30 protein-coding genes and 1 tRNA gene are annotated in these 25,820 nt (G+C 69.1%); 17 read left to right on the forward strand and 14 right to left on the reverse strand.

Features of this window, described 5'->3' with window-relative positions:
- Window positions 1-14 precede the first annotated feature (14 nt).
- The 5 genes from JWS13_RS22215 to JWS13_RS22235 all read left to right on the forward strand — a co-directional run bounded on the left by JWS13_RS22215 (window position 15) and on the right by JWS13_RS22235 (window position 4,002).
- Window positions 15-830 carry a class I SAM-dependent methyltransferase gene (locus tag JWS13_RS22215; RefSeq protein WP_206007500.1) on the forward strand — a complete coding sequence of 272 codons (816 nt, stop codon included), beginning with the start codon at window positions 15-17 and terminating at the stop codon, window positions 828-830.
- A 140-nt stretch (window positions 831-970) separates the two neighbouring features.
- Complete coding sequence (locus JWS13_RS22220) at window positions 971-2,038, forward strand: aromatic ring-hydroxylating oxygenase subunit alpha (RefSeq protein WP_206007501.1); 1,068 nt, start codon at window positions 971-973, stop codon at window positions 2,036-2,038.
- 3 nt (window positions 2,039-2,041) lie between these two features.
- Window positions 2,042-2,257, forward strand: a complete 216-nt coding sequence (locus JWS13_RS22225) for a hypothetical protein (RefSeq protein ID WP_206007502.1) — start codon at window positions 2,042-2,044, stop codon at window positions 2,255-2,257.
- Between the two features lie 17 nt (window positions 2,258-2,274).
- Window positions 2,275-3,234: a PDR/VanB family oxidoreductase gene (locus JWS13_RS22230; RefSeq protein ID WP_206007503.1), complete on the forward strand. Its 960-nt coding sequence runs from the start codon at window positions 2,275-2,277 to the stop codon at window positions 3,232-3,234.
- A 15-nt stretch (window positions 3,235-3,249) separates the two neighbouring features.
- Window positions 3,250-4,002 carry an IclR family transcriptional regulator gene (locus JWS13_RS22235; protein WP_206007504.1) on the forward strand — a complete coding sequence of 251 codons (753 nt, stop codon included), beginning with the start codon at window positions 3,250-3,252 and terminating at the stop codon, window positions 4,000-4,002.
- Here JWS13_RS22235 and JWS13_RS22240 read toward each other — a convergent pair.
- Window positions 3,968-4,465: an RrF2 family transcriptional regulator gene (locus JWS13_RS22240; protein WP_124394269.1), complete on the reverse strand. Its 498-nt coding sequence runs from the start codon at window positions 4,463-4,465 to the stop codon at window positions 3,968-3,970. The genes JWS13_RS22235 and JWS13_RS22240 overlap by 35 nt on opposite strands.
- Before the next feature lie 107 nt (window positions 4,466-4,572).
- Here JWS13_RS22240 and JWS13_RS22245 point away from each other — a divergent pair, with 107 nt between their 5' ends.
- A complete protein-coding gene (locus JWS13_RS22245; RefSeq protein ID WP_206007505.1) occupies window positions 4,573-5,541 on the forward strand; it encodes a sterol desaturase family protein in 969 nt (322 codons plus the stop codon).
- Here the strand turns inward: JWS13_RS22245 and JWS13_RS22250 are convergent.
- The 5 genes from JWS13_RS22250 to JWS13_RS22270 form a co-directional block, all read right to left on the reverse strand.
- A complete protein-coding gene (locus JWS13_RS22250; RefSeq protein ID WP_087561547.1) occupies window positions 5,473-6,156 on the reverse strand; it encodes a YceI family protein in 684 nt (227 codons plus the stop codon). The two genes, JWS13_RS22245 and JWS13_RS22250, sit on opposite strands and share 69 nt — an antisense overlap.
- A 124-nt stretch (window positions 6,157-6,280) precedes the next feature.
- A tRNA-Ser gene (locus tag JWS13_RS22255) sits at window positions 6,281-6,371 on the reverse strand.
- Between the two features lie 56 nt (window positions 6,372-6,427).
- Window positions 6,428-6,619 (reverse strand): CsbD family protein, encoded by a 192-nt coding sequence (locus tag JWS13_RS22260; RefSeq protein ID WP_009477222.1) that lies wholly within the window; start codon window positions 6,617-6,619, stop codon window positions 6,428-6,430.
- Between the two features lie 139 nt (window positions 6,620-6,758).
- On the reverse strand, window positions 6,759-7,217 hold the full coding sequence (locus JWS13_RS22265; RefSeq protein ID WP_005561213.1) for a nucleoside deaminase: 459 nt from the start codon (window positions 7,215-7,217) through the stop codon (window positions 6,759-6,761).
- A gap of 11 nt (window positions 7,218-7,228) precedes the next feature.
- Window positions 7,229-7,768 (reverse strand): tRNA adenosine deaminase-associated protein, encoded by a 540-nt coding sequence (locus tag JWS13_RS22270; RefSeq protein WP_087561549.1) that lies wholly within the window; start codon window positions 7,766-7,768, stop codon window positions 7,229-7,231.
- Window positions 7,769-7,817: 49 nt separating this feature from the next.
- Here JWS13_RS22270 and JWS13_RS22275 point away from each other — a divergent pair, with 49 nt between their 5' ends.
- The gene (locus tag JWS13_RS22275; protein WP_206011687.1) at window positions 7,818-8,786 is read left to right on the forward strand and encodes a prephenate dehydrogenase; all 969 of its coding nucleotides are present in this window, start codon (window positions 7,818-7,820) and stop codon (window positions 8,784-8,786) included.
- Between the two features lie 49 nt (window positions 8,787-8,835).
- Here JWS13_RS22275 and JWS13_RS22280 read toward each other — a convergent pair whose 3' ends face one another.
- From JWS13_RS22280 to JWS13_RS22290, 3 genes are read right to left on the reverse strand one after another with little or no spacing between them, the layout of a single operon-like run.
- Entirely contained in the window at window positions 8,836-9,423 is a 588-nt protein-coding gene (locus JWS13_RS22280; RefSeq protein ID WP_087561551.1) for a putative glycolipid-binding domain-containing protein, read from the reverse strand.
- Window positions 9,420-10,517 (reverse strand): hypothetical protein, encoded by a 1,098-nt coding sequence (locus tag JWS13_RS22285; protein ID WP_206011688.1) that lies wholly within the window; start codon window positions 10,515-10,517, stop codon window positions 9,420-9,422. Before JWS13_RS22285 ends, JWS13_RS22280 begins: the two co-directional genes overlap by 4 nt.
- Before the next feature lie 41 nt (window positions 10,518-10,558).
- Window positions 10,559-12,139, reverse strand: a complete 1,581-nt coding sequence (locus tag JWS13_RS22290) for a cation:proton antiporter (RefSeq protein WP_206007506.1) — start codon at window positions 12,137-12,139, stop codon at window positions 10,559-10,561.
- A 175-nt stretch (window positions 12,140-12,314) separates the two neighbouring features.
- Here JWS13_RS22290 and JWS13_RS22295 point away from each other — a divergent pair, with 175 nt between their 5' ends.
- The 5 genes from JWS13_RS22295 (at window position 12,315) to JWS13_RS22315 (ending at window position 15,452) form a co-directional block, all read left to right on the forward strand.
- Window positions 12,315-13,460 carry a DNA cytosine methyltransferase gene (locus tag JWS13_RS22295; RefSeq protein WP_206011689.1) on the forward strand — a complete coding sequence of 382 codons (1,146 nt, stop codon included), beginning with the start codon at window positions 12,315-12,317 and terminating at the stop codon, window positions 13,458-13,460.
- A gap of 15 nt (window positions 13,461-13,475) precedes the next feature.
- Complete coding sequence (locus JWS13_RS22300; RefSeq protein WP_160096219.1) at window positions 13,476-13,877, forward strand: very short patch repair endonuclease; 402 nt, start codon at window positions 13,476-13,478, stop codon at window positions 13,875-13,877.
- A gap of 101 nt (window positions 13,878-13,978) precedes the next feature.
- Window positions 13,979-14,248 carry a hypothetical protein gene (locus JWS13_RS22305; RefSeq protein WP_206007507.1) on the forward strand — a complete coding sequence of 90 codons (270 nt, stop codon included), beginning with the start codon at window positions 13,979-13,981 and terminating at the stop codon, window positions 14,246-14,248.
- 61 nt (window positions 14,249-14,309) lie between these two features.
- Window positions 14,310-14,966 carry a class I SAM-dependent methyltransferase gene (locus tag JWS13_RS22310; RefSeq protein WP_206007508.1) on the forward strand — a complete coding sequence of 219 codons (657 nt, stop codon included), beginning with the start codon at window positions 14,310-14,312 and terminating at the stop codon, window positions 14,964-14,966.
- 54 nt (window positions 14,967-15,020) lie between these two features.
- Window positions 15,021-15,452: a nitroreductase family deazaflavin-dependent oxidoreductase gene (locus JWS13_RS22315; protein WP_206007509.1), complete on the forward strand. Its 432-nt coding sequence runs from the start codon at window positions 15,021-15,023 to the stop codon at window positions 15,450-15,452.
- Here the strand turns inward: JWS13_RS22315 and JWS13_RS22320 are convergent.
- The 4 genes from JWS13_RS22320 to JWS13_RS22335 form a co-directional block, all read right to left on the reverse strand.
- Window positions 15,427-16,248, reverse strand: a complete 822-nt coding sequence (locus JWS13_RS22320) for an NAD(P)H-binding protein (RefSeq protein WP_206007510.1) — start codon at window positions 16,246-16,248, stop codon at window positions 15,427-15,429. The genes JWS13_RS22315 and JWS13_RS22320 overlap by 26 nt on opposite strands.
- A 76-nt stretch (window positions 16,249-16,324) precedes the next feature.
- A complete protein-coding gene (locus JWS13_RS22325) occupies window positions 16,325-17,647 on the reverse strand; it encodes a serine hydrolase domain-containing protein (protein ID WP_206007511.1) in 1,323 nt (440 codons plus the stop codon).
- A gap of 103 nt (window positions 17,648-17,750) precedes the next feature.
- Entirely contained in the window at window positions 17,751-19,319 is a 1,569-nt protein-coding gene (locus JWS13_RS22330) for an MFS transporter (RefSeq protein ID WP_206007512.1), read from the reverse strand.
- Window positions 19,316-20,560, reverse strand: a complete 1,245-nt coding sequence (locus JWS13_RS22335; RefSeq protein ID WP_206007513.1) for a cation:proton antiporter — start codon at window positions 20,558-20,560, stop codon at window positions 19,316-19,318. The genes JWS13_RS22330 and JWS13_RS22335 overlap by 4 nt, the downstream gene beginning before the upstream one ends.
- 183 nt (window positions 20,561-20,743) lie before the next feature.
- On the opposite strand from JWS13_RS22335, the gene JWS13_RS22340 reads away from it, so the two are divergent.
- Together JWS13_RS22340 and JWS13_RS22345 are read left to right on the forward strand one after the other, a co-directional pair.
- Entirely contained in the window at window positions 20,744-21,172 is a 429-nt protein-coding gene (locus tag JWS13_RS22340) for a DUF6325 family protein (protein ID WP_124394252.1), read from the forward strand.
- Between the two features lie 28 nt (window positions 21,173-21,200).
- Window positions 21,201-21,539, forward strand: a complete 339-nt coding sequence (locus JWS13_RS22345) for an SHOCT domain-containing protein (RefSeq protein ID WP_206007514.1) — start codon at window positions 21,201-21,203, stop codon at window positions 21,537-21,539.
- A gap of 78 nt (window positions 21,540-21,617) precedes the next feature.
- Here JWS13_RS22345 and JWS13_RS22350 read toward each other — a convergent pair whose 3' ends face one another.
- Complete coding sequence (locus JWS13_RS22350) at window positions 21,618-22,691, reverse strand: D-2-hydroxyacid dehydrogenase (RefSeq protein ID WP_206007515.1); 1,074 nt, start codon at window positions 22,689-22,691, stop codon at window positions 21,618-21,620.
- 227 nt (window positions 22,692-22,918) lie between these two features.
- Between JWS13_RS22350 and JWS13_RS22355 the strand changes: the two genes are divergently transcribed.
- Genes JWS13_RS22355 through JWS13_RS22365 form a run of 3 tightly spaced genes read left to right on the forward strand, consistent with a single transcriptional unit; the run spans window position 22,919 to window position 25,820 of the window.
- Window positions 22,919-24,319 (forward strand): MFS transporter, encoded by a 1,401-nt coding sequence (locus JWS13_RS22355; protein WP_206011690.1) that lies wholly within the window; start codon window positions 22,919-22,921, stop codon window positions 24,317-24,319.
- Window positions 24,316-25,056 (forward strand): fumarylacetoacetate hydrolase family protein, encoded by a 741-nt coding sequence (locus JWS13_RS22360; protein ID WP_206007516.1) that lies wholly within the window; start codon window positions 24,316-24,318, stop codon window positions 25,054-25,056. Before JWS13_RS22355 ends, JWS13_RS22360 begins: the two co-directional genes overlap by 4 nt.
- Window positions 25,053-25,820 carry an SDR family oxidoreductase gene (locus tag JWS13_RS22365; RefSeq protein WP_206007517.1) on the forward strand — a complete coding sequence of 256 codons (768 nt, stop codon included), beginning with the start codon at window positions 25,053-25,055 and terminating at the stop codon, window positions 25,818-25,820. Before JWS13_RS22360 ends, JWS13_RS22365 begins: the two co-directional genes overlap by 4 nt.

The following is a 25,820-nucleotide window of genomic DNA, read 5'->3' on the forward strand; positions in this document are numbered from 1 at the left end:
GCTACGGTGGATCCATGTCCGATCCGACGGCACCGCTGTCGTTCCGGGCGGACGAGATCGACCGCGCCGCCCTGGACCAACTCGCGTCCGTTCTCGACGTGCAGGCCGCGCGCCCGGGAATCCGGCGACTGCGCGAGTGGTCGTTCGCCGCGCTGCACGTGCAGCCGGGTGAGAGCGCCCTGGACATCGGCTCGGGCACCGGATCGGAGACCCGCGCACTCGCGGCCGCGGTCACCGCGTCGGGCCGGGCGATCGGACTCGATCCCAATCCCGGCATGGCCCTGCTCGCCCGGGAGCGGACCGAGGCGGACGGCTCGACCGCGCAGTTCGTGATCGGCGACGCGTATTCACTGCCGTTCCCCGACAACCGTCTCGACGTCGTGCGCAGCGAGCGGGTCTTCCAGCACCTGAGCGAACCGGACCGCGCGGTGGCGGAAGTGGTCCGCGTGCTGCGGCCCGGTGGGCGCGGCGTGATCGTCGACAGCGACTGGGGCACGGCGATCATGCACCCCGGCGATCCCCTGGTTCTGCAGAAGATCATGGACGTGATGCTGGCGCACACCGCCAACCCGCACTCCGGGCGGCTGCTCCCGGGTCAGCTCACTGCCGCCGGACTCGTCGTCGAGGACGTCGGCTCGGAGGCGTTGATCCAGGATCCGGCGGACGTGACCGGTCCCCTCGTCCAGATGATGACCGCGGCCGCCGTCGCGGAGGGAGCGATCACCGACGCGCAGCGCGAAACCCTGCTGGACCAGCTGACTGCCGCCGCCCGCAGCGGCGACTTCCACATGTCGGTGACGATGTTCGCCTATCTCGTCCGCAAGCCCTGAGAAAATTCACCCTTCCGGCATTCGGAAACCGAGTGTGGTGGATCACCTCCGGTGCCGCACAGTGGTGGGGACGACGCTGCCGCCTCTTCGAGTCCGGCGTCACGAATTACTCAGCAGCCCAGCATCTTCCGGAGGCACTCATGTCCACGATCGCCCGCAACCAGTGGTACGTCGCAGCCTACGGCCGTGAGGTCGGGCGCGAACTGTTCTCGCGCACCATCTGCGAGGAGCCGATTCTGTTCTGGCGCACCGAGGCCGGCGAGGCCGTCGCGATGAGCGACCGCTGCGTGCACCGCCGCTACCCGCTCTCCGAGGCGCCGAGCCGGCTCGACGGCGACTCCGTGGTCTGCGGCTATCACGGATTCACCTACGGCAGCGACGGCGGCTGCGTGTTCGTGCCCGGCCAGGCCCGCGTCCCCCGCACCGCCCGGCTGCGCTCGTACCAGGTGGTCGAGCAGGACTCGTTCGTGTGGGTGTGGATCGCCGACCCGCAGAACCCCGAGCAGGGTGATCCCACCCGCATCCCGCGCGCACCGTGGATGGATTCCCCCGACTACACCGTCGTGTCCGGCATGGAACCGATCGACTGCAACTACGGCCTGCTCGTCGACAACCTGATGGACCTCTCCCACGAGACGTACCTGCACGGCGGCTACATCGGCACCCCCGAGGTGGCGGAAACCCCGATCACCACCGAGATCGACGAGGATCGCAACGTCATCTACGTGTCCCGGCACATGGACGACGCCGAGTGCCCGCCGTTCTACTCCACGTCCACCGGCATCGAGGGACGCATCACCCGCTGGCAGGACATCGAGTACACGCCGCCGTGCCTGTACCTGCTGCACAGCCGCATCGCCCCGGTCGGCGCACCGCTGCCCGGCGACGACGGCTCCGACCCGCACGCGTTCCACAGCGAGATCGTCTACGCAATCACCCCGTCGACCGAGAACTCCACCCTCGACTTCTGGGCCGTGGCCCGCGACTTCGCGCTCGGCGACGACGCCGTGACGACGTTCCTGGCCGAGAACAACCGCACCGTCGTCATGCAGGACGTCGTGGCGCTGAACATCCTGCAGCAGGCACTCGACACCGAGAAGGACGGCTACCAGGAGTTGTCGATCAACATCGACGCCGGCGGACTCGGCGCCCGCCGCCTCCTGAAGAAGCTGGCCGGCGCGTCGCAGGCCGTCGCCGCGGCGGGCTGACCGATGGAACCGACGAGGATGCTCCGCGGCGCCCGCGTGATGCGCATCGTGTGGCTGCCGGGTTCGGACCTGCTCGAGGGCGAGTGCCACTGCGGCGCCCGCCACGTGGCCGAGGAACCCGCCGCCCTGTGGGAGTGGTTGCTCGCCTGCCCCGACGGCCACCACCCCGTTGCCCCGCCGGTGCCCGCCGCGCCGGAATCCGCTCCCGTTCCCGTCTGACCCTGGAAGAGACCGCCATGCCCATCCCACCCGAACCCGTGCTCGAACTGGAGCTGACCACCCGGACCCTCGGCGCCGACGGCGTCGTCGTGCTGGAGTTCCGCGACCCGTCCGGCGCCGACCTGCCTGCGTGGACGCCGGGTGCGCACGTCGACCTGGTCCTGACACCCGAGCTCACCCGCCAGTACTCGCTGTGCGGCGACCCGGCCGACACCGGCACCTGGCGCGTTGCCGTGCTGCGGGAGGCGATGGGCCGGGGCGGTTCGCAGTTCGTGCACGACAAGCTGAGTGAGGGCGACCGCGTCACCATCCGGGGTCCGCGCAACCACTTCGAACTCGAGCCGTCACCGCGGTACGTGTTCGTCGCCGGCGGCATCGGGATCACCCCGATCCTCACGATGGCGCACGCCGCGGACAACGCCGGCGCCGACTGGACCCTCGTCTACGGCGGACGCAGCCGCAGTTCGATGGCGTTCGCCGACGTGCTCGCCGAGCGGTTCGGCGACCGGGTGGTGATCCACCCCCAGGACGAGCGCGGGCTCATAGACCTGCCGGGGCTGCTCAGCGACGTCCGGGAGGACACCCTCGTCTACTGCTGCGGGCCCGCGCCGCTGCTCGACGCGGTCACCGGTCACTGCGACAGCTGGCCGTCGGGCGCGCTGCACCTCGAGCGGTTCGCGGCCAAGGACCTGGAGGAGCCGGTCCGGGCCGAGGGGTTCGAGGTGGAGCTGATGCTGAGCGGTAGGACCGTCACCGTGCCGCCCGGACAGTCGATCCTGCAGGCCGTCACCGCCGCAGGCGTCCAGGTGCTGTCGTCCTGCGAGGAGGGAACGTGCGGAACCTGCGAGACGCCCGTGCTCGGCGGTACTGTCGATCACCGGGATTCCCTGCTCACAGCGGACGAGCAGGCGGCCAACGACACCATGATGATCTGCGTCTCGCGTGCGAGCTGTCCACGCCTGACGCTCGAACTGTGAGACGGAGACCGAGCAATGGCGATCACCGGTTCGGTGACCATTCGCTCGTTGCGGCTCCTCGAACTGTTCACCCCGGCGTCGCCGCGACTGACCCTCAGCGACCTGTCCCGCAAGTCCGGGTACCCGCTGAGCACCGTGCACCGGCTGACCCGCGACCTCATCGAATGGGGCGCCCTCGAGCGTGACAGCAGCGGTCGCTTCACCGTCGGGCTGAAGCTGTGGGAGATCGCGTCGCTCGCACCCCGCGGCACGATGCTCCGCGAATTGGCGATGCCGGTGATGGAAGACCTGTCGCAGATCACGCGGGAGAATGTGCAGCTCGGCATCGCGGAGGGCACCGAGGTCGTGTTCGTCGAACGCATCGCCGGGCAGAAGGCGGTGCCCGTCCAGACCCGCGTCGGCGGCAGGTTCCCGCTGACGGCCTCGGGCATCGGGCTGGCCCTGCTCGCGTACATGCCCACCGACGTGCAGGAGCAGGTGCTGGCCGGGCCGATCGAGAAGTTCACCGAACGGACCGTCACCGACCCCGTCGTGCTGCGGCGGACGCTCGCCGAGATCCGCCGGTCCGAGGTCGCGATCAGTGATCGTCAGGTGACCATGGACGCCGTCTCCGTCGCGGCCCCGATCTTCGACCGTCCCGGATCGGCAGTCGCGGCCGTGTCGCTCGTGGTGTCGGCGGAGGGGGCGTCGCTCAACGCGCTGGCCCCGCTGGTGCGCGCGGCAGGCCGGACGATCAGCCGCGCGCTGCGCCCTCGTCAACCGACGTAGCCGGGCGGGTGCGACGCTCCCAGGCGCCCGGGTCGGACGTCAACGTGGTGAGAAAACCGGGCAGTTGCCCGTTCGCCACGTCCGCGAGGCTCACGTTCTCGAGCACGGCGCGCAGGTTCACCCGCACCGCGATCCACACGTCCTGCAGTTTCGCGGCCGGTCCGCCGTAGTCGACGTCCTCCGGGCGTTCACCGCGCACCGACGCCAGCGGACCCTCGACGGTCCGGATCACGTCCGCGATCGTGATGTCCTCCGCGGGCCGCGCCAGCCAGTAGCCGCCGTCGGGTCCGCGCCGACTGTTGACCAGTCCGCCGCGGCGGAGGTCGGCGAGCACGGCCTCGAGGAACTTGTGCGGAATCGTCTGCGACTGTGCCAGGAACTCGGCCTTGGACGGGGACGGCCCGGCCGCGGCGAGTTCGATCAGCGTCCGCACGGCGTAGTCCACCTTTGCGGTGATGTGCACACCGAATTCCTACCATCCGAGTATGAAAACCGGCAACTCGCGCTTAGTGATGCGCGTCACTCCGAGGTACATTGAACTGGACGATCGTCTTGTATGGAGGAAGCCGCATGTGGGAGACCATGACGTCGGCATGGAATTCGGCACTGCTGACGCCTCTGCACGAGCCGGTGACGCTGGCCATCCCCGCATTCGTGCTGTTCCTCGCCCTCGAGTGGTTCGCTGCCCGGCACCTCGAGGACGCGGCCGTCGATCCCGACGGACGGTCCCGCCCGGTGCGCGGCGGCTACGAGCGCCGCGACGCCCGGGCCAGCGTGTCGATGGGCGCCGTGTCCATCCTGACGACGACGTTCTGGAAGGTGCTGGCCCTGATCGGGTACTCCGCGATCTGGGTGTACCTCGCGCCGTGGCACCTGCCCGCGGACGCCTGGTACACGTGGGTGATCCTCATCCTCGGCGTCGACGTGCTGTTCTACACGTATCACCGGATGTCGCACCGCATCCGCCTCATCTGGGCCACCCACCAGGCGCACCATTCGAGCGAGTACTTCAACTTCTCCACCGCGCTCCGCCAGAAGTGGAACAACAGCGCCGAGATCCTGATGTGGATCCCCTTGCCGCTGATCGGCATTCCGCCGTGGATGGTGTTCATCGGGTTCTCCGTGAACCTCGTCTACCAGTTCTTCGTCCACACCGAGCGCATCGACAAGCTGCCCCGGCCCGTCGAGTTCGTGTTCAACACACCGTCACACCACCGCGTCCACCACGGCTGCGATCCCGAATACCTCGACCGCAACTACGCAGGCATCCTCATCGTCTGGGACCGGATGTTCGGCACGTTCCAACCCGAAACCCACCGCCCCACCTACGGGCTCACCAAACCGGTGGGCACCTACAACATCTGGAAGCTGCAGACCCACGAATACGCCGCGATCGGCCGCGACTGGCGGCGGGCGTCGTCGTGGCGCGACAAGCTCGGCTACGTGTTCGGCCCGCCCGGCTGGACACCGTCAGGAGCGCGCGAAGCTGACCAGGAAGTCGACCGTGCCGTTGCCGTCCACGGTCACGAAACCCAGTGACGGCGGCGTCACACCGAAGTCCGTCCAGGTGACCGGGATGCTGCCCGACGCGATGAGGTCGTCGCCGGAACGCAGCACGTCGACGTCGACGGTCACCGGACGCGACTGCCCCTTCAGCGTCAGCGTGCCCTGCGCGGACACCGTTCCCACGGAACCGTCCGCGGGCAGCCCGGACAGATCGACCGGGGAGTCGAGCGTGAACGTGGCCGTCGGGAACGTCGCGGTGTCCATCACGTTGCCGCGGAACTGGCCGTCGCGCCGGGACTGATCGGTCGCGATCGTCGCCACCTGCACGGTCACCTCGCCTGCGGTGAGTTTCTCGCCCTCGACGGTCGCGTTGCCGGTCACGTCGCCGGTCGACCCGACCACGGTGACGCTGGCGCCGTTGAGGATCTCGTGGACGGTGTATCCGGCCGCCGTCTCGTTGGAGCCCTGCCCGGGTGTGACGGTCCACTGCCCGTCGACCGAACCCGTGGCCGCTTCCGCGCCCTCGGTCGACACCGACGCCGCCGGTGCGTCGTCCTCTGCGATGAATTGGCCGTAGAACCACGGTCCCACCAGCACCGCGAGTACGACAACGACTACTGCGCCGACCAACCACCACAGCTTTTTCATGAGCTCAGGCTAGTTGCAGCTTCAAGAGGTGTCACCCGGAACGACCCCCGAATGTGCTGTGAACGGGCATCACGGGACCGAGACACAAAAAAGCTCCCCACCTGCATGTGCAGGTGGGGAGCCTTGGCGGTGGCGGAGGGATTTGAACCCTCGGACGGGGGTTACCCGTCACACGCTTTCGAGGCGTGCTCCTTAGGCCGCTCGGACACGCCACCGCCGGTGACTTTACCGGATGTGGCGCCCGAGCCTGAAATCGCCAGGTGAAGCCGCTCTACGTGAGCTTGTCCTTCAGGTTCTTCGCGGCGTCCTTGACCTTCTCGCCGGCGTCTTTCACCGCCGAGGAAGCCTGGTCTGCCTTGCCCTCGTCGCGCAGGTCCGGGTCGCCGGTCGCTTTGCCTGTGGCTTCCTTCGCCTGACCCTTGAGGTCTTCCGCCTTGTTCGAAGCTTTGTCTGCGATTCCCACGAGATACCTCCGTGAATCCGATTTCGAACCCGGTGACGGGTCCGGCGGCGCCTCGTCGGCGCCTGTCCTCCAGAGAAGCACGGGTCACGGCGACCCGGCCACAATGTGTCGAGTACCCCACGAAAGCGTTTAAAACCGGTCAGCGCCGCTCACGGAAGAAGTCTTCGAGGATGCCGGCGCACTCGTCCTCGAGAACACCACCCCTGACCTGCGGGCGGTGCGTGAGACGGCGATCGCGGACCACATCCCACAGCGAGCCGACGGCACCGGTCTTCGGCTCCCACGCCCCGAACACGACCCGGGAGATCCGGGCCAGCACGAGCGCGCCCGCGCACATCGTGCACGGCTCCAGCGTCACCGCGAGCGTCGCCCCCTCGAGGCGCCACCCGTCGCCGTACACCCGCGCCGCGGCGCGCAACGCGATGATCTCCGCGTGCGCCGTCGGATCCGACATCGCCTCCCGCGAGTTCACCGCGCGCGACACCTCGACGCCGTCCGCGTCGAACACCACCGCACCCACGGGCACGTCGGCGTCGGTGGCGGCCCGGGCCGCCTCGATCGCCGCGCGGATCATCCGCTCGTCGTCCTGAAGAGTCACAGCGCGCAGGACTACCGGGGCAGCTTGTCGAGAACCCCGGTCAGCTCCGTGGTGAACCCGAGCCGCTGCGCGATCATCCCGAGCTGCTCGTCGGGGTACAGATCCGTCTCGGACGTGATGACCGCCAGCACGGGTTCGGGCAGACCGAGGTCGGCGAGCAGCGACAGGTCGCCCTCCTCCCACGGCTCGACGTCGTCGAGGTCGTCCGGATCGATGTCCGGGACCTCGACGTTGAGCGCCTCGAGGACGTCGGCGGCGATGTCGTAGTCGATGGCGGCGGTGGCGTCGGACAGCAGCAGTCGCGTTCCCGACGGCGCCGGACGGAGCACGATGAAGAACTCGTCGTCCACGTCCAGCAGACCGAAGAACGCGCCCGCGCTACGGAGGGCCCGAAGCTCCTCCTCCGCGACGCTCAGACTGGTCAGAGCAGCCGACGTGAGGGCCTTCACCTTCCACCGGCCGTCCTCGTGTACTACTGCGACACCGAAGCCCTCCAGATCCTCTGCCCGATCCGTGGAGGCGCTGTTGTTTTCCGCGCGCTGTGCACCCATGAGCGCAACGGTAGCCCGCTGGGTGCCGGTAAATGAAGTCCGCCGTCGAATGTGCCAACCTGTTCGGGTGTCTGATACCCCTTCCACACCTCCGGTGTGTGTGCTCGGCCTGGGATTGATCGGCGGTTCGCTGCTGCGTGCGGCAGTGCGCGCGGGCCGCGAAGCGTGGGGTCACAACCGGTCCGCACCGTCCGTCGACGCCGCCCGCGCGGACGGATTCGACGCCGACACCGATCTGGTCGCGGTGCTGCAGCGTGCGTCCTCCGAATCGGCGCTGATCGTGATCGCGGTCCCGGTGCCCGCCGTCGCCGCCACCCTCACCGCGATCGCCCTGTACGCGCCGAACTGCCCGATCACGGACGTCGTCAGCGTCAAGGCCGAGGTCGCGGCGGCCGCGGCCCGGCAGGGACTCGCCGACCGCTACGTGGGCGGGCACCCGATGGCGGGAACGTCGGCGTCCGGGTGGAGCGTCGGCAGCGCCGACCTGTTCCGCGAGGCCGTATGGGTGGTCGGCACCGACGACGGCGTCGACCCCGGCATCTGGACGCAGGTCGCGCAACTCGCGTTGGACTGCGGTTCCGTCGTCGTCCCCGCCGAATCCGCCGAACACGACCGGGCGGTCGCGCGGATCTCGCACCTGCCGCACCTGCTGGCCGAGACGCTTGCGATCACCGGCGCCCGCGGCGGACCGCTGGCGCTGGGTCTGGCGGCCGGCTCGTTCCGCGACGGCACCCGGGTGGCGGGCAGCGCACCCGGACTCGTCCGGGCCATGTGCGAAGGCAACCGGGACGCGCTGCTGATCGCACTGGACGAGGCGTTGACGCTGCTGCAGGACGCGCGGACCGAACTGGCGGAGGAGTCGTCCGCGGCGTCACTCGTCGAAGACGGTCACGGAGCGCGCCTGACGTACGACAACCAGGAAACCTGGGAAATCACCGGCATCGTTCCCGGCCACGACGGCTGGATCGAGGAGATGCGCGACGCTGGCCGGCGCGGGGGGCGGCTCCGCCGCCTGTGAGTGCCCGGCGAGTGCAGGGACTCGTTAACCACGCACGAGCGCGAAGCGCCTAGATCCGCTCCGCGAGCCCCGGGTAGTCGATGATGAACCCGTCGCGGTCGACCGTCACCGAGGAACTCGACACCGGCGACAACACGTGGATGCCGTCCGGACCGCTGCTGTACGTGAGGATCGCGCCCTCGACCCGCAGGTCCAGGAGATTCACGTAGACGACGGGAACCTCGACGTCCTCGGACCCGAGGTGCAGTCCGTACCGCCGGATGGGCAGGGCGTTGAAGAAGGGGCTGAGCACCATGTCGACGTCGAGGGCGCCCTCGAACGTGGACCGCTGGTGGTTGGCGCCGTGCTCCACCATCCACGTGCCCTCTTCGTCGCGGCTGATCGACATCTGCCGCTCCCCGGCCGCGACGGACGTTCGCAGCGACAGCCGGCGGGTGATGCCGCTCTCGTCGGTGACGAGGTCGTAGGACGCGCTGAACGCGGGATGCTCGGGGCACTCGCCGCCGATGATCCGGCCTGCGGCCTTGATGCGGTCGCCGCTCAGCTGGACGCGCACCGATTCCATTCGGGGTGCGTTGTCCGCCCGCCACGTCAGTACTGCGGGCCAGGTCGAGGCACCGGAGGCTTGGATGCTCACCTGTCTACGGTAAGCGACGACGGCTCCCGGGGTGGCAACGGGCCGAGTTTCGTTGCAGCAGAGTTGTCGAGCGTCAGTGCCCGGGCTCGTTCCGTGACCGCGATGCGCGACGAGAAGACGACGAGGGCGCCGAGTCCGACCGCGACGTTCAGCAGTGCCCCGAATTCCTGTGCGACGAAATCGAACACCTCGGTGAGGAGCACCGTGACCAGGGCTGCCGCCCTCAAAAACTGCAGCGGCCACAGTTTGCCGTTCCGCAGTCGCAGGACGGCCGACCAGCACAGCACGAACGCGATCGCAGAACCGGTGAGCTGACCGACCGTCGTGATGTCGGTTCCCTCGTCACCGCGGAGGTCGTCGTCGAGCGTGATCACGGCGCTGAGCAGTCCCAGGGTGGAGAACAGGGTGAGCAGCACGGCCGCCGTCCAGAGCATGCCGGGGCCCTTCGCGAACGCGGGCGTCGCGCGTCGGGCCAGCTCCCGGGCCGTGGGCACGGTCCGGCCGGTCCGGTCCGGACAGTGGTCGAGCAGATCCCGCACCGACGTCAGCGTCGCCTCGTCCGCCCCGGCCGCGGCAGCCCGGCGCAGCTGCGCCAGCGCCTGCACGCGGCGCGCGCGGTCCAGGCCGCGGTCCAGGCCGCCGAGCGCGATGGCGGCGGCGTTGGCGACGTCCTCCGTCGGGGTCGGCGGCCGCACGTCGTGCAGCGACCGGTTGACCAGCAGCAACACGACGATCACCACGTACATGATCGCGACGGACGGCCGGTAGAAGTAGTCGTTGGTCTTGGTGACGAACTTGCCGATCTCGTCAAGGAACAACCCGAACCCGATGCCGCCGATCACGACACCGAGGACCCGCGGTTTCATCCCGAGGAACGAGAACACGGTCACCAGCGCCACGACCATGCCGAGCCCGCCCCACAGGACGTGCGCGATGTGCAGCGACGATCCCCCGACCTGCGGGTACCCGGTGAGGTGGAGGTAGGCGCGGGTGAGCAGGATCGTGCAGATCCCGATGATGACGAACGCTTCGACGAGGCCGCTGCCCTGGGCGTCACGCACGAGGTGCGACCGGTTCCGGAAACCCGAGATCATGCCGCCTCCCTGTGTTCCCACCTACAGGAAGTCTAGGACTCTCAGTGGTGGAAAGTCTGCGTGTTGCTCGCCGAGGACAGGCGGTCGAGACGCTCGAGTACACGGTCGACGACGTGCGGGTCCTGCCCCTTTTCGTTGCGGGCCCGCAACACTTCGGCCTGCGCCGCGGTCAGCGCCCCCCGCTGCAGCGCCCGCAGTTCGTCGCGGCGGGTCTTGAGTTGTTCGATGCGCTGCGAGTATTCGGGCGAGTGGGTGCCGGGTGCGGAGTCCTCCTCGAGGCGGTCGTAGAGGGCCTTGAGCCGGGCCACCGATTCGGGTGGCAGCGTGGTGGGCGCAGAGGTCACGACCTCGAGCGCCGCGCGCCGGGCCCGCTCGACCAGCGCCCGCTCCTCGGCGTCCTCCGCGTCCGCGACCCCGGCGACGCCGAGCGCCTTCACCAGCCACGGCAGCGTGAATCCCGGAATGACCATGCTCATCACCAGCACGACGGTCGCGATGACGACGGCCTCGGACCGCCACGGGAAGTCGTCGACCGGCAGACTCAGCGCCAACGCCAGGGTGACGAGTCCGCGCATCCCGCACCACGTCATGACCACGGCTTCGGCGGGCGTGCGGGGCGCGGACGACGCGTTGTCCTCGTAGCCGCGGATGTACAGCCAGGTGACGCCCATCCACAGCGCGCGGACCACCACCAGCACCACCCCGATGACGACGCCGTGCCACACCATCGTCCACAGGTCGCTGCCGGCGTCGTCGACGATCTGGCGGAATTCGAGACCCATCAGACCGAACGCGATACCGGTGACCAGCAGTTCGGCGACGTGCCAGAAAGAGGCACTGGCCAGGCGGTCCTCGGCGTCCACCTCGGAGTCGGCGGCGCTCATCTGCACCGCGGCGACCACCACGGCGATGACGCCGGACGCGTGGACCTCCTCGGCCAGCAGGTACACGACGAACGGGATGACCAGGGTCAGTCCGCTGCGACCGGGGACGTCCACGATCCGCACCACCAGCCACGACCCCGCCCAGCCGGATGCCAGACCGATCAGCACCGCGGCGACCGCGGTGTACAGGAAGTGCAGCACCTCGAACCCGAAGTGCAGGTCTTCGCCGGCGATGGTCGCGGCGAGCGCCGCCTGGAACGCGACCAGCGCGGCGGCGTCGTTGAACAGGCCCTCCGTCTGCAGGACGCCGACGAGCCGGCGCGGAATCCCGACGGGTTCGGCGACGGCCTCGACCGCCACCGGGTCGGGTGGTGCCGTCATCGCGCCGATCGCGATGGCCGCCGCCAGGGTGATGCCGGGCACCAGCGCCCAGGCCGTCCACGCGACCGCGGCCGTCGTGACGATGACGAGGCCGACGGAGTGGACGACGATGGTCTTCCAGCGGTCGACGAACATCGCCCACGACGTCCGGCGGGCCAGCGCCCACAGCAGCGGCGGCAGGAACAGCGGCAGGATCAGTTCGGGTTCGAGTTCGACGTGCGGAATGCCGGGGACGAACGCGGCGCCCGCGGTGACTAGCGTGAGCAGCACCGGCCAGGGCGCGTGGAATCGGTCACCGAGGCCGACGATCAGGACTGTGACGAGCATGAGCCCGATCACCACGATCAGCTGATCCACGCTGGGACGCCTCCTCGGCTCGTTATCATGTGTGGCTGCGCCACCCGTGAGTACTTCTTAACCGCCCGAGGTTAATAAGTACTCACGGGTCGTTGGTCAAAGCGGCCACAGATCTCGAGTAACGTTCTCGGGTGACTGGTTCGTGAGGAAGGGTGCCGTGACGTCAACCGGGAGCATGGTGGGCCTGTTCGCCGGTATCGGCGGGCTCGAGTTGGGTCTGAGGGAGCACGGCTGGAACACCGAACTGCTCTGTGAGATCGACCCGGGCGCCCAGGCGGTTCTGCGTACCCGATTCGCGGACGTCCCAGTGCATTCCGACGTCACCAAGCTGCGTTCCCTCCCCCAGGACATCGAACTCGTCGCCGCCGGATTCCCCTGCCAGGACCTCTCCCAGGCCGGCCGGACCGCAGGCATCACCGGTGCACGGTCCGGTCTCGTCGACGAGGTGTTCCGGTTGGTGAAGCGGAAGAAGGGCCCTCGCTGGCTCCTGATCGAGAACGTTCCGTTCATGCTGCAACTGGGTCGCGGGGCGGCTATGAGGCACATCACGGACGCCCTCGAGGACCTCGGTTACATGTGGGCGTACCGGGTCGTCGACGCGCGCGCCTTCGGACTCCCCCAGCGCCGGCAGCGGGTCCTGATGCTCGCCTCCCGCACGGAGGATCCCCGCGCGGTCCTGTTCGGGGAGGACGCCGGGGAACGCCCCGTCGACGACCCCACCGACTTCCCGTGCGGTTTCTACTGGACGGAGGGCACCCGCGGCCTCGGGTGGGCGGTCAACGCGGTGCCGACGCTCAAGGGCGGTTCGTCCGTCGGGATCGCAAGTCCGCCCGCCGTGCGACTGCCGTCGGGAGAGATCGTTACCCCGGGACTGGTGGACGCGGAACGCCTGCAAGGCTTCGACCCCGACTGGACGGCGCCCGCCGCGCTGGTTCCCGGTCTGCGCAACAGTCATCGGTGGAAGCTCGTCGGCAACGCGGTGAGTGTGCGGATGGCGTCGTGGGTCGGTCGGCGGCTGCTCGACCCGGCCGAGTACGAGCGGGGCATCGAGACACCGATGAAGCCCGGCGACGCGTGGCCCGTCGCGGCGTGGGGAAGCAACCGTCAGGCCTTCCGCGTGCACACGTCGACGTGGCCGGTGCAGGAGCCGTACGAGGATCTCAGCGGGTTTCTGGAGGACACCCGGCTGCTGTCGGCGCGCGCGACCGCCGGGTTCCTGAAACGGGCCCGGATGGGCAATCTGCGTTTCGTGCCCGGGTTCATCGACGACGTCGAGAGCCACCTCGACCGCATGGGCGGCTTCCCCGAGGCCGCCGCGTAGCCGGACGGACCTGCGATGCCCGCCACCGACCCCGCGACCAGCGCCCGGATGCGGGCGCAGCGGCGTCGCGACACGGCACCCGAACTCGCGTTGCGCCGCGAACTGCACCGCCGCGGGGTCCGGTACTTCGTGGACCGGGCGCCGATGAAGGGGGTTCGGCGGCGCGCCGACCTGGTGTTTCCGCGACGCAAGGTGGCCGTGTACGTGGACGGGTGTTTCTGGCACAGCTGCCCGCAGCACGCCACGTTTCCGAAGAACAACGCGCAGTGGTGGGCCGAGAAGCTCGCCGGGAACGTGACCCGCGACCGGGACACCGACTCGACGCTGACCGACGCCGGGTGGACGGTGGTGCGGATCTGGGAGCACGAGAATCCGGTGGTCGCTGCGGACCGGGTTCAGGCCGCCCTGCGTCGCTGACGGTAAAGGTGTTGCAAATCCCACCCCTTGGGGGTCTGGTCGCCGACTGCGGATCGGTGCAGGATGGTGTCAGCACCCATTCGGACCACATTCGGAGGCGCATGATGATCCGCCGTATCGTCGCGGCGGCCTCCATTGCGATTGCAGCAGCGGCCGTCCCACTCGTCGGAGCGGCGCCCATTGCGGTGGCTGCACCGGGCGACACGTACATCAGCAATCCCCCGGCCAACCCTTCGGACCAGGGTTTCTGCGACGACCAAGCCGCGCTCGCGAACAATCTCGCCGCCAAGGGCGACTTCGCGCGTGCCGACGGCGTCGTGTCGGCCGCGAACATGAGCGGGTGCCGGATCTACACGTTCTCCAGCCCGTAATCGCTTGCCGTTCCGGCAACAGGATTCCCGGTAGGGCCGCTCCGCGCGGCACAGAGGGGGCATGACCCACGAGCACGCACCGGACACGACCGATTTCCTCAGCCAGGAGTTCTGGGACGAGCGCTACCGCTCGAGCACCGCGGTGTGGAGCGGCAACCCCAACCCGCGCCTCGTCGAGCAGGTCGCGGACGTGACCCCGGGCAGCGCCCTGGACGTCGGCAGCGGCGAGGGTGCCGACGCGATCTGGCTCGCTGCCCGCGGGTGGACCGTCACCGGAGTCGACGTGTCCACGGTCGCGTTGGACCGCGCCGCCGCCCGGGCCGCCGAGGCCGGTGCCGATGTCGCGGACCGGACGACGTGGGAGCAGGCCGACATCCTGTCGTGGGAGCCGCCTGCCCGCCGATTCGACCTGGTGTCGGCGCATTTCATGCATCTGCCCGGACCTGCCCGCGAGGCCCTGCACCGTCGTCTGGCGGAGGCGGTCCGGCCCGGCGGGCACCTGCTGATCGTCGGACATCACCCGTCCGATCTGGAGACGTCCGTGGGGCGGCCCAATGTTCCCGACATGCTGTTCACCCCGGAACAGGTCGCGGCCGTGCTGGACCGCGCGGAGTGGGAAATTCTCGTGTCGGCGGTCCCGTCCCGCGACGCGCGCGACCCCGACGGCCGGCCCGTCACGATCCACGACACCGTCCTGCACGCGGTTCGCCGGGCCTGACGACGGTCTACCCTGTGGGGCACGATCTCTTCCGAGTGCCGAGACGAGGACGCCGTGGCCGATCTGTTCGTGAAAACCCTTCAGCTGCACCAGTTCGTCTACGAACACAGCCACGGCTGGGTGGGGCATCGGTTGCTGTTCGGGATGCCGACGCTGTTGCTGCGCAGCGTCGGCCGGAAGTCCGGTCAGCCGCGCACGTCCGCGTTGACCTACGGCCGCGACGGCGCGAGCTATCTGGTCGTCGCGTCGAAGGGCGGTGCGCCCACGTCGCCGGCGTGGATGCACAACGTGCTCGCTGCCCCGACCTGCGAGATCCAGGTGGGCCGCGAACACATCACCGTGGCGGCGCGGAAAGTGCTTCCGGGCGAACCGGATTACGACCGGATGTGGACGAAGATGAACGAGATCAACCACGGCCGGTACCGCGACTACCAGAAGAAGACGGACCGCCCGATTCCCGTCATCGCGCTGACCCCGAACCGCTGAACTCGTCGGCGTGCGCCGACGCCCACTGCGCGAACGTGGTCGCCGGGCGGCCGGTGAGTTGCTCGACGAGGCGGTTCGCCTGCTGCGGGGCGTCGACCAGGCTCGCCATCCCCTCCAGGTACCAGCGGGAGTACTCCCCCATCGCCGGTGTCAGGACGTCCACCGCCTCGTCCAGCGGCACCTGCCGGTACTCGATGTTCCGGCCGAGGGCGGCGCCCAGTTCCCGGACGAGGTCGGCGCGGGTGATCGTCGCGGGACCGGTCAGTTCGTACGATTTTCCGACGTGCCCGTCGTCGAGGAGGGCGACGGCCGCAACCTCGGCGATGTCGTCCATGGCGATCGGCGCGTTCGCCGCCGTCGGGTAGGGCTCACGCACGGTGTCGCCTGCGGCGATCTGCGGTGCCAGGATTCCCGCGTTCTCCATGAACTCGCCGGGCCACAGGTGTGTCCATTCGATGCCGGACGCCTCGACGGCGCGTGCGACGTCACCCCAATGGCCGTCGTGGGGGCCGGAGAGGTCGACGACGTGCCGGACTCCGGCCTGCTTCGCCAGGCGCAGTGCGTCCGGGGCGGTGTCGGGAGTCGGTGCGAGGTAGAGGGAATCGACGCCGTCGAACGCCGCGGGCAGGCTGTCGAGTCTGCGGAGGTATCCCTCGACGACGGTGACCGAATCCGGAAGTTGCGCCTTGTCAGGATGATTCGTGAGGGCCCGGACGTCCGGCGCACCCCGCGCGAGCAGGTGGTCGACGAGCATTCGGCCGATGTTCCCGGTTGCCCCCGTCACGAGAATCGTCATGTCTGCACGCTACTACCGCGCCCGGGCACGTGAGTGGCAAAGTGCGCCCGGGCACGCTTTGCCACTCACCTGGGGGTCAGCTGGTCGGCGGGGCGGGGGTCGTGGACGGCGCCTGCGCCGGAGTCTCCGACGGCGTCGGTGTGGCGGGGGACGACGCGTCCGGGTTCTGCACCTCCGGCCGGAGGCGGTAGATGTGTTCGGGCGAGATGACTTCGGTGACGGCTCCCGCCAGCGCCGTGCTCGGTTCGCTGTCCTCGTAGGGGATGTCGGTGTTGAGCATGATCGCGACCGTGGTCTCCGTCTCGGGCAGGTACATGCACACCGTCTGGTAGCCGGGGAGGCTGCCGTTGTGCCCGATCCAGCCCGCGATGTCGAAGATGCCCAGGCCGTAGCCGACGTCGGACGCCAGACCCGGCGCGGTCACCGTCTCGAGCCGCTGCGCCTGCGTGGCCGGCTGCAGCAGTGTTCCGGTGGCCAGCGCGGGCGCCCAGATGCGCAGGTCGTCGAGGGTGGAGATCATGGCGCCTGCCGCCCATCCCCAGGACGGATTCCAGTCGGTGGCGACGGCTTCCTTCTCGTCCAGGGTCTGCTCGGTGTAGCCCTGCGCGTGCGGTTCGGGGAACGCGTTGGTGGTCGGGAAGCTGGTGTCCGCCAGCTTCAGCGGCTGGAGGATCTTCTGCGAGACGTACTCCGGGAGCGGCATTCCGCTGACCTTCTCGACGACGAGCCCCAGCAGGACGGTGTTCGTGTTCGAATACTCGAATCCCTGACCGGGCGGGAAGGACGCGGGCTGCGTGAACGCGTAACCCAGCAGTTCTGGCGGCGTGAATTCCCTCATCGGGTCGGAGAGCAACGCCTGCTGGAAGTCCTTGTTGGCTGTGTAGTTGGGCAGCCCGCTCTGCATCCGCGCCAGCTGGCGCAGCGTGATCTGGTCTCCCGCGGGCACACCCTCCACGTATTTCGAGATCGGGTCGTCGAGGGCCACCTTGTCTTCGTCGACCAGTTGCAGCAGACCCGTGACCGTGAACGTCTTTGTCACACTGCCGATCCGGTGATAGAAGTCGGTCTCCATCGGCGCGCCCGTCGACTTGTCGGCGACACCGAACGCCTTCACGTAGTCGCCGTCGGGACCCCACACGCCGACGATCGCGCCGGGAATCGCCGCCATCGACATCGTCTTCTCGATCGCCTCGTTCAGTCGGTCCGCGACACCGGGGTCGATCTGCGCGGCGCCCGCCTCGGCACCCGGCGATTCCGCCTGCGTCGTCGTCGAGGTCGCGGAGGTGCCCGTGGAGGAGGAGTCGTCGGAGCACGCCGCCGTCACCACCAGCAGCAATGCTGCCGCGACCGCCGCGAGGCCTCGTCGCCGATTCGTCTTGGTCACGACCTGAGCTGTCATCGTGCGGTCCCGTCGTCGAGGTGCCCCTCTCGGGAATTTACCCCGCAACCGCCGGGCGAATGTACCTTTCGGCGCTTCCGAGGCGACCGACGATACATTCGCCCTACTGCGCACTCTCGGTCGCGTACTCGGCCAGCAGTCGCTTCTCCTTGTCGCGGCGCGGGTAGAAGAAGAACACAACCACGGCCCCGGCGCACACCACCAGGATCGCGGCGAGGTACGCGCGGTCGTCGCCGTCCAGGAAGGCGTTGCGGGCGGCCGCGATGATCTGCTCGGCGTACTGCGGATAGCGTTCCGCGAGCACCTCGGCGCTGGAGTACGACTTCGTGAGCGCCGCTTGGGTTTCCGCGTTGATCTGGTCGGCGTCCGGCGACGAGGCGATCGTGGCGGACAGCGACTTCGCGTAACCGGCGGTGAGCACCGCGCCGAGGATCGACTGCATGATCGCGCCACCGAGGTCGCGTTGAAGGTCGGAGGTGCCCGACGCCATGCCCGCCCGCGACACCGGCACCGACCCGGTCAGCGACCGCGACGCCGGGGTTCCCGCGAACCCGACCCCGATGCCGACGAACGCGTAGGCCAGCGCGACCCACCAGTACGTCGCGTTCTCGTCCCACCACACCAGCGCGACGACCAGTCCGAGGACGACGAACAGGTAGCCGAGGAGCAGGGTGAACCGGGAGCCGTGCGATTCGATGAGTTTCGCGGAGCGGGGTGCGACGACGACCATCGCGACGGCGGCCGGGATGATCGCGGATCCGGCGGCGAGCGTGGAGTACTCGAGCACGTTCTGGAGGAACTGCTGCCCGATGAACATCGCTCCCATCAACGCGCCGAACACGATCACCCCGCCGACGGCGGCCACCCAGAACGTCGGTCGGGCGGCGACGTGCAGATCGAACAGTGGGTGCGCCGCCCGCCGTTGCTGCAGGAAGAACGCGGCGCCCGCGGCGAGGGCGATCAGGCCGAGACCGACGGCGAGTGCCCCGGAGCCGTCCACGGGCGCGAAATTGATCGCGAGGATGAGGGCGGCGATGAAGACGACGGAGATGATGCCGCCGAGATTGTCGACGGGATCGGTCGTTTCGTTGACGTGGGCGGGCACCCACAGGATGGCGCTGACGAGGGCGAGGCCGGCGAGCGGAAGCGTCACGAGGAACACCGAGCCCCAATGGAACTGCTCGAGGAGCGCCCCCGACACGATCGGCCCGAGCGAGGAGATCGCGCCACCGAGAGCCGACCACAGTGCGATCGCCTTGGTGCGGGGCGGTCCCGACCACAGCGCGGTGATGATCGCGAGGGTGGTGGGGAACGCGAGCCCGGCGGAGACGCCGCCGAGAACGCGTGCGAGGAACAGTATTTCGAAGTTACCGGCGAACCCCGCGATCGCCGACGCCGGCAGCGACAGCGCCATGCCGAGCACCAGCATCTGCTTGCGCCCGTAGCGGTCGCCGAGCGCCCCGAGGTAGAGGACCGACGCGGCCAGCCCGAGGGAGTAGGCCACGGCGATGAGGTTCAGCTGCGTCTGACTCGCGTCGAATGCGCGGCCGATGTCGGGGAGCGCGACGTTCGCGACGGACAGGTTCAGGTTGGCGACGGCGGCGACGAGGATAAGGGTCGCGAGGGTCAGCGTCGCCCGGGCCGGCGCCTGCGTCGTTTCGGTTCGAGTCATGGTCTGCTCCCGGGGTTCGTGTCTCCTCGTGTGCCCGGGACGGTCGGGTCGGCGACCGGTTCGGGGGTCGACGCGAGCAACGACGCCGCGAGCGGGAAGAGGAGGACGGTGATCGCACCCGCCGCGACGAGCACGGAGGCATTGGCGGGCGTCATGTCGCCCGAGTCGACGGCCACTCCGGTGACGGCGACGATCAGCGGCAGACCGGTTCCCGCGTACAGCGCCAGCTGGGTGCGTTCACGGACGGTGAAGGGTGGGTCGGTGCCGTCGGCGCCGCGGTCGAATCTTCCGGCGAAGTAGACCGGTCCCGACCGCACCAGCAGGATCAGCAGGACGAACGCGATGAGGACGCCGGGTTCGGACGCCACGGCGGCGACGTCGATGGCCATACCCGACGTCACGAAGAAGATCGGAATCAGGAAACCGAACGCCAGGCCGTCGAGTTTGGTTTCGAGGGTCTCGTCGCCCTCGGGTGTGGCGCGCCGCAGGATGAATCCCGCCGCGAACGCTCCGAGGATGGTGTCGAGCCCGAACTCCGCCGCGAGCACGGTGAGTGCGACGAGAAGCAGCATCGTCAGCCGGACCGTCGTCTGCGACGTCGTCTCCGACCCCGACCGGATGATCGCCGTGATCCGGGAGCCCTCGCGCCGCACACGGGCGGGGATGAACGCGACCAGCACCGCCGCGGCCGTGAACAGCCCGAGGACCACGATCGACGCCACCGACCCCCGCGACCCGAGCAGCACCGCCATCGCGACGACGGGTCCGAGTTCGCCGAACGCGCCGTGATTGAGAATCGTCCGGCCCAGCCGGGTGTCGAGTCCGCCCGCGTCCCGGAGGATCGGCAGGAGCGTGCCGAGCGCGGTCGACGTCATCGCGATGGCCACCGCCGTCCCCGCGTCGACCACGTGGGCCAGGCTCAGCAGCGACACCACCGTGAACGCCAGCGCCAGCGAGATCAGCCACGTCAGCAGCGCCCGCCTGCCGCCGCGACCGGTGATCTCGGCCGTGTCGATCTCGTAGCCGGCCAGCAGGAACAACAGTCCCAGCCCCAGTTCGCGCAGCAGGTCGATCTCGCTGCCCGCGACCGCGAGGTCGAAGACGTGCGGGCCGATGACGATCCCGGCGACGAGGAGGAGCACGACCTCGGGCACCAGCTTCCGGGGGAACAGCCCGGCGAGCAGCGGGGCGATCACCGCGCAGGCCACGATCCAGAAAAGCGAGGCTCCCACGGAAGGCATGCATCACCCGTCTCTCGAACCACCCGGCAACGGCACTGCGCTCGAGCCTCACAGAACCGGGACTCCGGGGCATCATCCGTAGGGGATGAACGGCGCTGCGCGGAATCACCCGTCGTGGATGATGCGCGCCCGCCGGCCGGTCGCGATCATCGACAGCAGGGCACCCCAGCGCAGGGAGAGAAGATGTCGATTTCAGCTGAAGATGTCGGTCCGGTCGCGTTCCTGTTCCTCACCTTTCCGGGTGAGCGGGCCGATCCCGCGGTGATCGACACGTTCCGCGAGGTGGTCGCCCAGGGCGTGATCACGATCCTCGATCTCGTGTTCGTCTCCAAGGGGGCGGACGGCACACTGAGCCAGGTGGAGGTGGACGAGGATCTCGACAGCATCGGACTCGCCGCCCTGTCCCTCGAAGCCAAGGCGCTGATCAGCGACGAGGATCTCGAGGTGGTACGCGAGTCACTGGAGCCGGGCACGTCGGCGGTGGCGCTCGTGTACGAGCAGACGTGGGCGCGCAAGCTCGCGGCCGCGTCCCGGCACGCCGGCGGCGAGGTGGCTCTGCACCTGCACATCCCGCGCGAGGTGGTCGAGGCGGCTATCGCCGCCGCGGTCTGACGGTCACGAACGGAAACGGAGCAACGACATGGTTTTCAGGGGTCCACGCCGCATGGGACGTCCCGGGCTGCTCGGCACGGTGGCCCGGACGGCGGTCATCACCGGCACCGCGCGGGCGACGTCGAACGCGATGAACCGGCGCGCCGCCAACAAGGATGCGGAGCAACAGGCCCGGATCGACGAGGCGGCGCAGCAGCAGTACGCGGAACAGCAAGCAGCGCAACAGCAGGCACCTCCGCCTCCGCCGCCAGCGCCGGCCGGAGGCGACCTGGTGTCCCGCCTTCAGGAACTCGCCGGCCTGAAGGAGGCCGGCGTGCTCACGGACGAGGAATTCGCGGCGGCGAAGGCGAAACTGCTCGGGTCCTGAACAGACCACGACGACACGCCCACCGGACGCGCCGTCGTAGCCCCGCGTCGTCAGTAGAACTCCGTCAGTAGAACTCCGTCAGTAGAACTCGACGGTGTCGACGCGGTTGATCAGTTCCTCGCCGTCGAGGAACCGGGTGGCGTTGCGCGCGAACAGTTCCGCGATCAGGCGATCCTCCGCGGGATTCAACGCAGCGGTGTGCGGGCTGACCAGCACGTTCGGATGCGTCCACAGCGGGCTGTCCGACGCTAGCGGCTCGGACGCGAACACGTCGAGCGCGGCGAAGCCGACCCGCCCGTCCTCGATGGCCGCGGTCATGGCGGCCTCGTCGACGACGCTGCCGCGGCCGACGCTCACCACCGTCACTCCGGGCTTGACGGCGCCGAATACCTTTGCGCTGACGAGACCTTCGGTGGCGCTGGTTCCGGGAAGCGTCACGACGATGCCGTCCGCGTCACCGACCACGTCGGCCAGCCGGTCGGGGTGCACGATCTCGTCGACGCCCTCGACCGCGGTGTCGCGCCGGCTCGTTCCCACGACCGTCGCGCCGAGCGCCTTCAGCTTCAGCGCCGTCGCGCGGCCGATGCTGCCCAGCCCGACGATGACGATGCGCTGCCCGGACACGGTTCCCATGGCCCACCGGCCGCTCCACGCCTTGTCGCGCTGCTGGGCGAGTAGCCGCGGGAGGGTCTTGGCGCCGGCCAGCAGTCCGAAGACGGCGAACTCGGCGAGCGGTTCCGCGTGCACGCCGGCGGAGGTGCTGAACGCGATGCGGGCGAGTTGCTCGTCGGCGAGTCCGGCCGCCTTCACCTGGGCGCCGCCGCCGGCCGGCATCGTGTGCACCCAGCGGAGGCCGGGGTTGACCCGCGCCGTTCTGGTCAGTGCCGCGGGCGTCTCGTCGGGCACGCCGTACAGGGCCTGCGCCGAATCGACCAGATCCTCGAAGGCCTTCTGCTGCTCCGCGGTCCGGGTGAACGACGGGTCGCCGGAGTGGTCACCCGGGAATCGGGAGGGCGGCAGCAGATCCTGCTCGCGGATGAAGTCGATGCGCGGTTCCGCCCGCGTGACGAGGTCGATGAGTTCCTCGCTCACGGGGGTCGCGGCGACTACGCGGAGTCGCCGCTCGTGCGGCTTCGGGTCGTGTGCACTCACTGCGGATTCCTTCGGTACAGGACCAACTCTGGCCATATGTTCAGAGTAAAAACTCTGCACTAATCATGTGATTCAGTCAACACTTCCAATTACGTATGACAAATAACTCGTTGCGCGGTAGGGTCCTCGCCATGCCAGTGACCTGGGTCACTGCACCGACCTGTTTGTGACCGCGCTGAACGTGGTCCCGTCCCACAACGGAGCAGAAGATGTCGCCAGAATCGAAAATGCCGGAAGGCAGTGGATCCACCCGACCGGTGCGCGCCTCGGACGACCCGGACTACGCCGCGAACCTCAAACGCGCGACGCTCGCCAGTTCCATCGGCAGCGCACTCGAGTACTACGACTTCGCCCTGTACGGCCTGGCGTCGGCGCTGATCTTCGGTGAGCTGTTCTTCCCCGCGATGGGCGCGTCGGCCGCGCTGATGGCCAGTTTCGGCACGTACGCCGTCGGATTCCTGGCCCGCCCCGTCGGCGGTCTGTTCTTCGGCGCCCTCGGCGACCGTCTCGGACGCAAGGCCGTCCTGATGATCACGATCGCGATCATGGGCGGTGCGAGCACTCTGATCGGCGTGCTGCCCACCGGCGCCCAGGTCGGCATCTGGGCGCCGATCCTGCTGGTCGCGCTGCGACTGCTGCAGGGCTTCGGCGCCGGCGCCGAGCAGGCCGGTGCCACCACACTGATGGCGGAGTACTCGCCCACCCAGCGACGCGGGTTCTTCTCCGCACTCCCGTTCGTCGGGATCATGGTGGGCACCCTGATGGCGTCGGGGGTCTTCGCGATCCTCGGTCAGATCGATCGTGAACTGCTCCTCGCCTGGGTGTGGCGGGTGCCGTTCCTGGCCTCCATCTTCCTCATCGCGGTCGCCGTGTTCATCCGGCTCCGCATGCAGGAGAGCCCCACGTTCATCAAGTTGGAGAAGCAGGATCAAATCAGCGAGAGCCCGTTCCGGGAACTGATCGGCAGTTCGATGCCCAGCGTGCTCCGCGGCATCGGCCTGCGGATGGCCGAGAACGGCGGCTCGTACATCTTCCAGACCCTCGGCATCAGCTACGTGACGACGGTGGTGGGTGTCAGCAAGTCGATCGGACCGCTCGCGATCGCGTGCGGCGCCGCCATCGGCATGCTCGTCATCCCGTTCTCGGGCGCGCTGTCGGACCGCTTCGGCCGGATGCGGGTGTACCGGTTCGGTGCGGCGCTGCAACTCGTCCTCGCCGTCCCGTCGTGGTGGCTGCTCTCGCTCGGCAACCCCTACCTCGTGGTCGCGACCCTCGCCGTCAGCTACGGGATCGGCGTCAACGTGATGCTCGGCGCGCAGTGCGCGGCCCTGCCCGAGCTGTTCGGAAACCGTCACCGCTATATCGGCGTCGCGGTCGCCCGGGAGACGAGCGCAATCCTCGCCGGCGGCATCGCCCCCTTCGTCGGCGCGCTGCTGCTGTCGCTGACGAACAACTCGTGGGTGCCGCTCGCGATCTACGTGCTGGTCCTCAGCGTCATCTCGTTCGCCACGACGTTCGTGACCCCCGAAACCCGTGGCCGCGACCTCGGGCTCGCGTGGGACGCGATGGCCGACCCGGTCCACGGACCGGATGCCGTCGCCCCGTCGAAGGATCGGGTCGACGCATGAGACTGGCCCGCATCGCGACCGATTCGGGACCGCGGCCGGTGTGCCTGCGCGACGGTCGCTGGCACGAGGTGGCCGATCCGTTCGCGGATACCTTGACGTTCACCGGACCCGCACACGACGTCGACGGGGCGCGCCTGCTCGCGCCTGCCGAACCGCGGGTCCTGCTCGGGATGGCGCACAACGGCGCACCCGGAGATCGCGACCTCCCGTTGCAGGCGTTCATGAAGTCGGCGCGCACGGTGATCGGCCCCGAAGATCCGATCGTCGTCGACGAGGGGCTGGGGAAGGTCGTCGTGGAGGGCGAACTGGCCGTCGTCATCCGGCGCATGTGCCGCAACCTGCGCCCCGAGGACGTGCCTTCCGCGATCCTCGGCTACACGATCGGCAACGACGTCACCGCCGTCGAGCAGATCGCGCTCGACGACAAGCTCACTCAAGCGAAGCACGGCGACGGCTTCACCCCGCTCGGTCCGTGGATCGAGACGGACCTCGACCCCGGCGACGTGCCGATCGCCGTGCGCGTCAACGGGGTCACCGTGGCGGAGGCGTCCACCCGGCAGCTGGCGTGGAACGTGTCCGAGCAACTGGTCCATCTCACCCGGTATCTGACGCTGGGGCCGGGAGACGTGGTGCTCACGGGTTGCCCGTTCACGTCGGGCCCGGTCGAACCGGGCGACCGCGCCGAGATCACGCTCGGCGGAATCGGCACGCTCGGCAACCCGGTGGGTGCGCTGTGACCCTGTTCGATCTGACCGGGCGCATCGCCCTGGTCACCGGTTCGAGCCGGGGAATCGGCTACGCACTCGCGCGGGGTCTGGCCGGGGCGGGGGCCACGATCGTGCTCAACGGGGTCTCGTCCGGCCGTCTCGCGCAGGCCCGCGAACAGCTCTGCGCGGAGTTCGGCGACACCCGGGTCCACGCGTACGCGTTCGACGTCACCGATCCCGGGCGGGTGACCGAGTCCGTCGAGCGGATCGAGTCGGAGGTCGGGCCGATCGAGATCCTGGTGAACAACGCTGCGCTGCAGCACCGCCAGCCCCTGCTCGATGTCACCCTCGAAGACTGGAACAGGGTGCTCACGACCGACCTCACCAGCGCCTTCCTCGTCGGGCGTGAGGTCGCACGGTTCCAGATCGGCCGTGGCAGCGGGAAGATCGTCAACGTCTGCTCGGTGCAGAGCGACCTGGCCCGGCCCACCATCGCGCCGTACACCGCCGCGAAGGGCGGTTTGCGGAATCTGACCCGCGCGATGACGGCGGAGTGGGCACGCTCCGGGCTGCAGATCAACGGCCTCGCCCCCGGCTACATCCACACCGAGATGACGCAGGCCCTCGTCGACGACGCCGAGTTCGACGCCTGGCTCCGCGGCCGCGCGCCGGCAGGCCGGTGGGGCACCCCGGACGACCTCGTGGGTCCGGCGGTGTGGCTCGCGTCGGACGCCTCCCGGTACGTCAACGGTCAGGTGATCTTCGTCGACGGCGGGATGACGTCGGTGGTGTGA

The sequence above is a fragment of the Rhodococcus pseudokoreensis genome (genome assembly GCF_017068395.1).
GTDB classification, from domain to species: domain Bacteria; phylum Actinomycetota; class Actinomycetes; order Mycobacteriales; family Mycobacteriaceae; genus Rhodococcus_F; species Rhodococcus_F pseudokoreensis.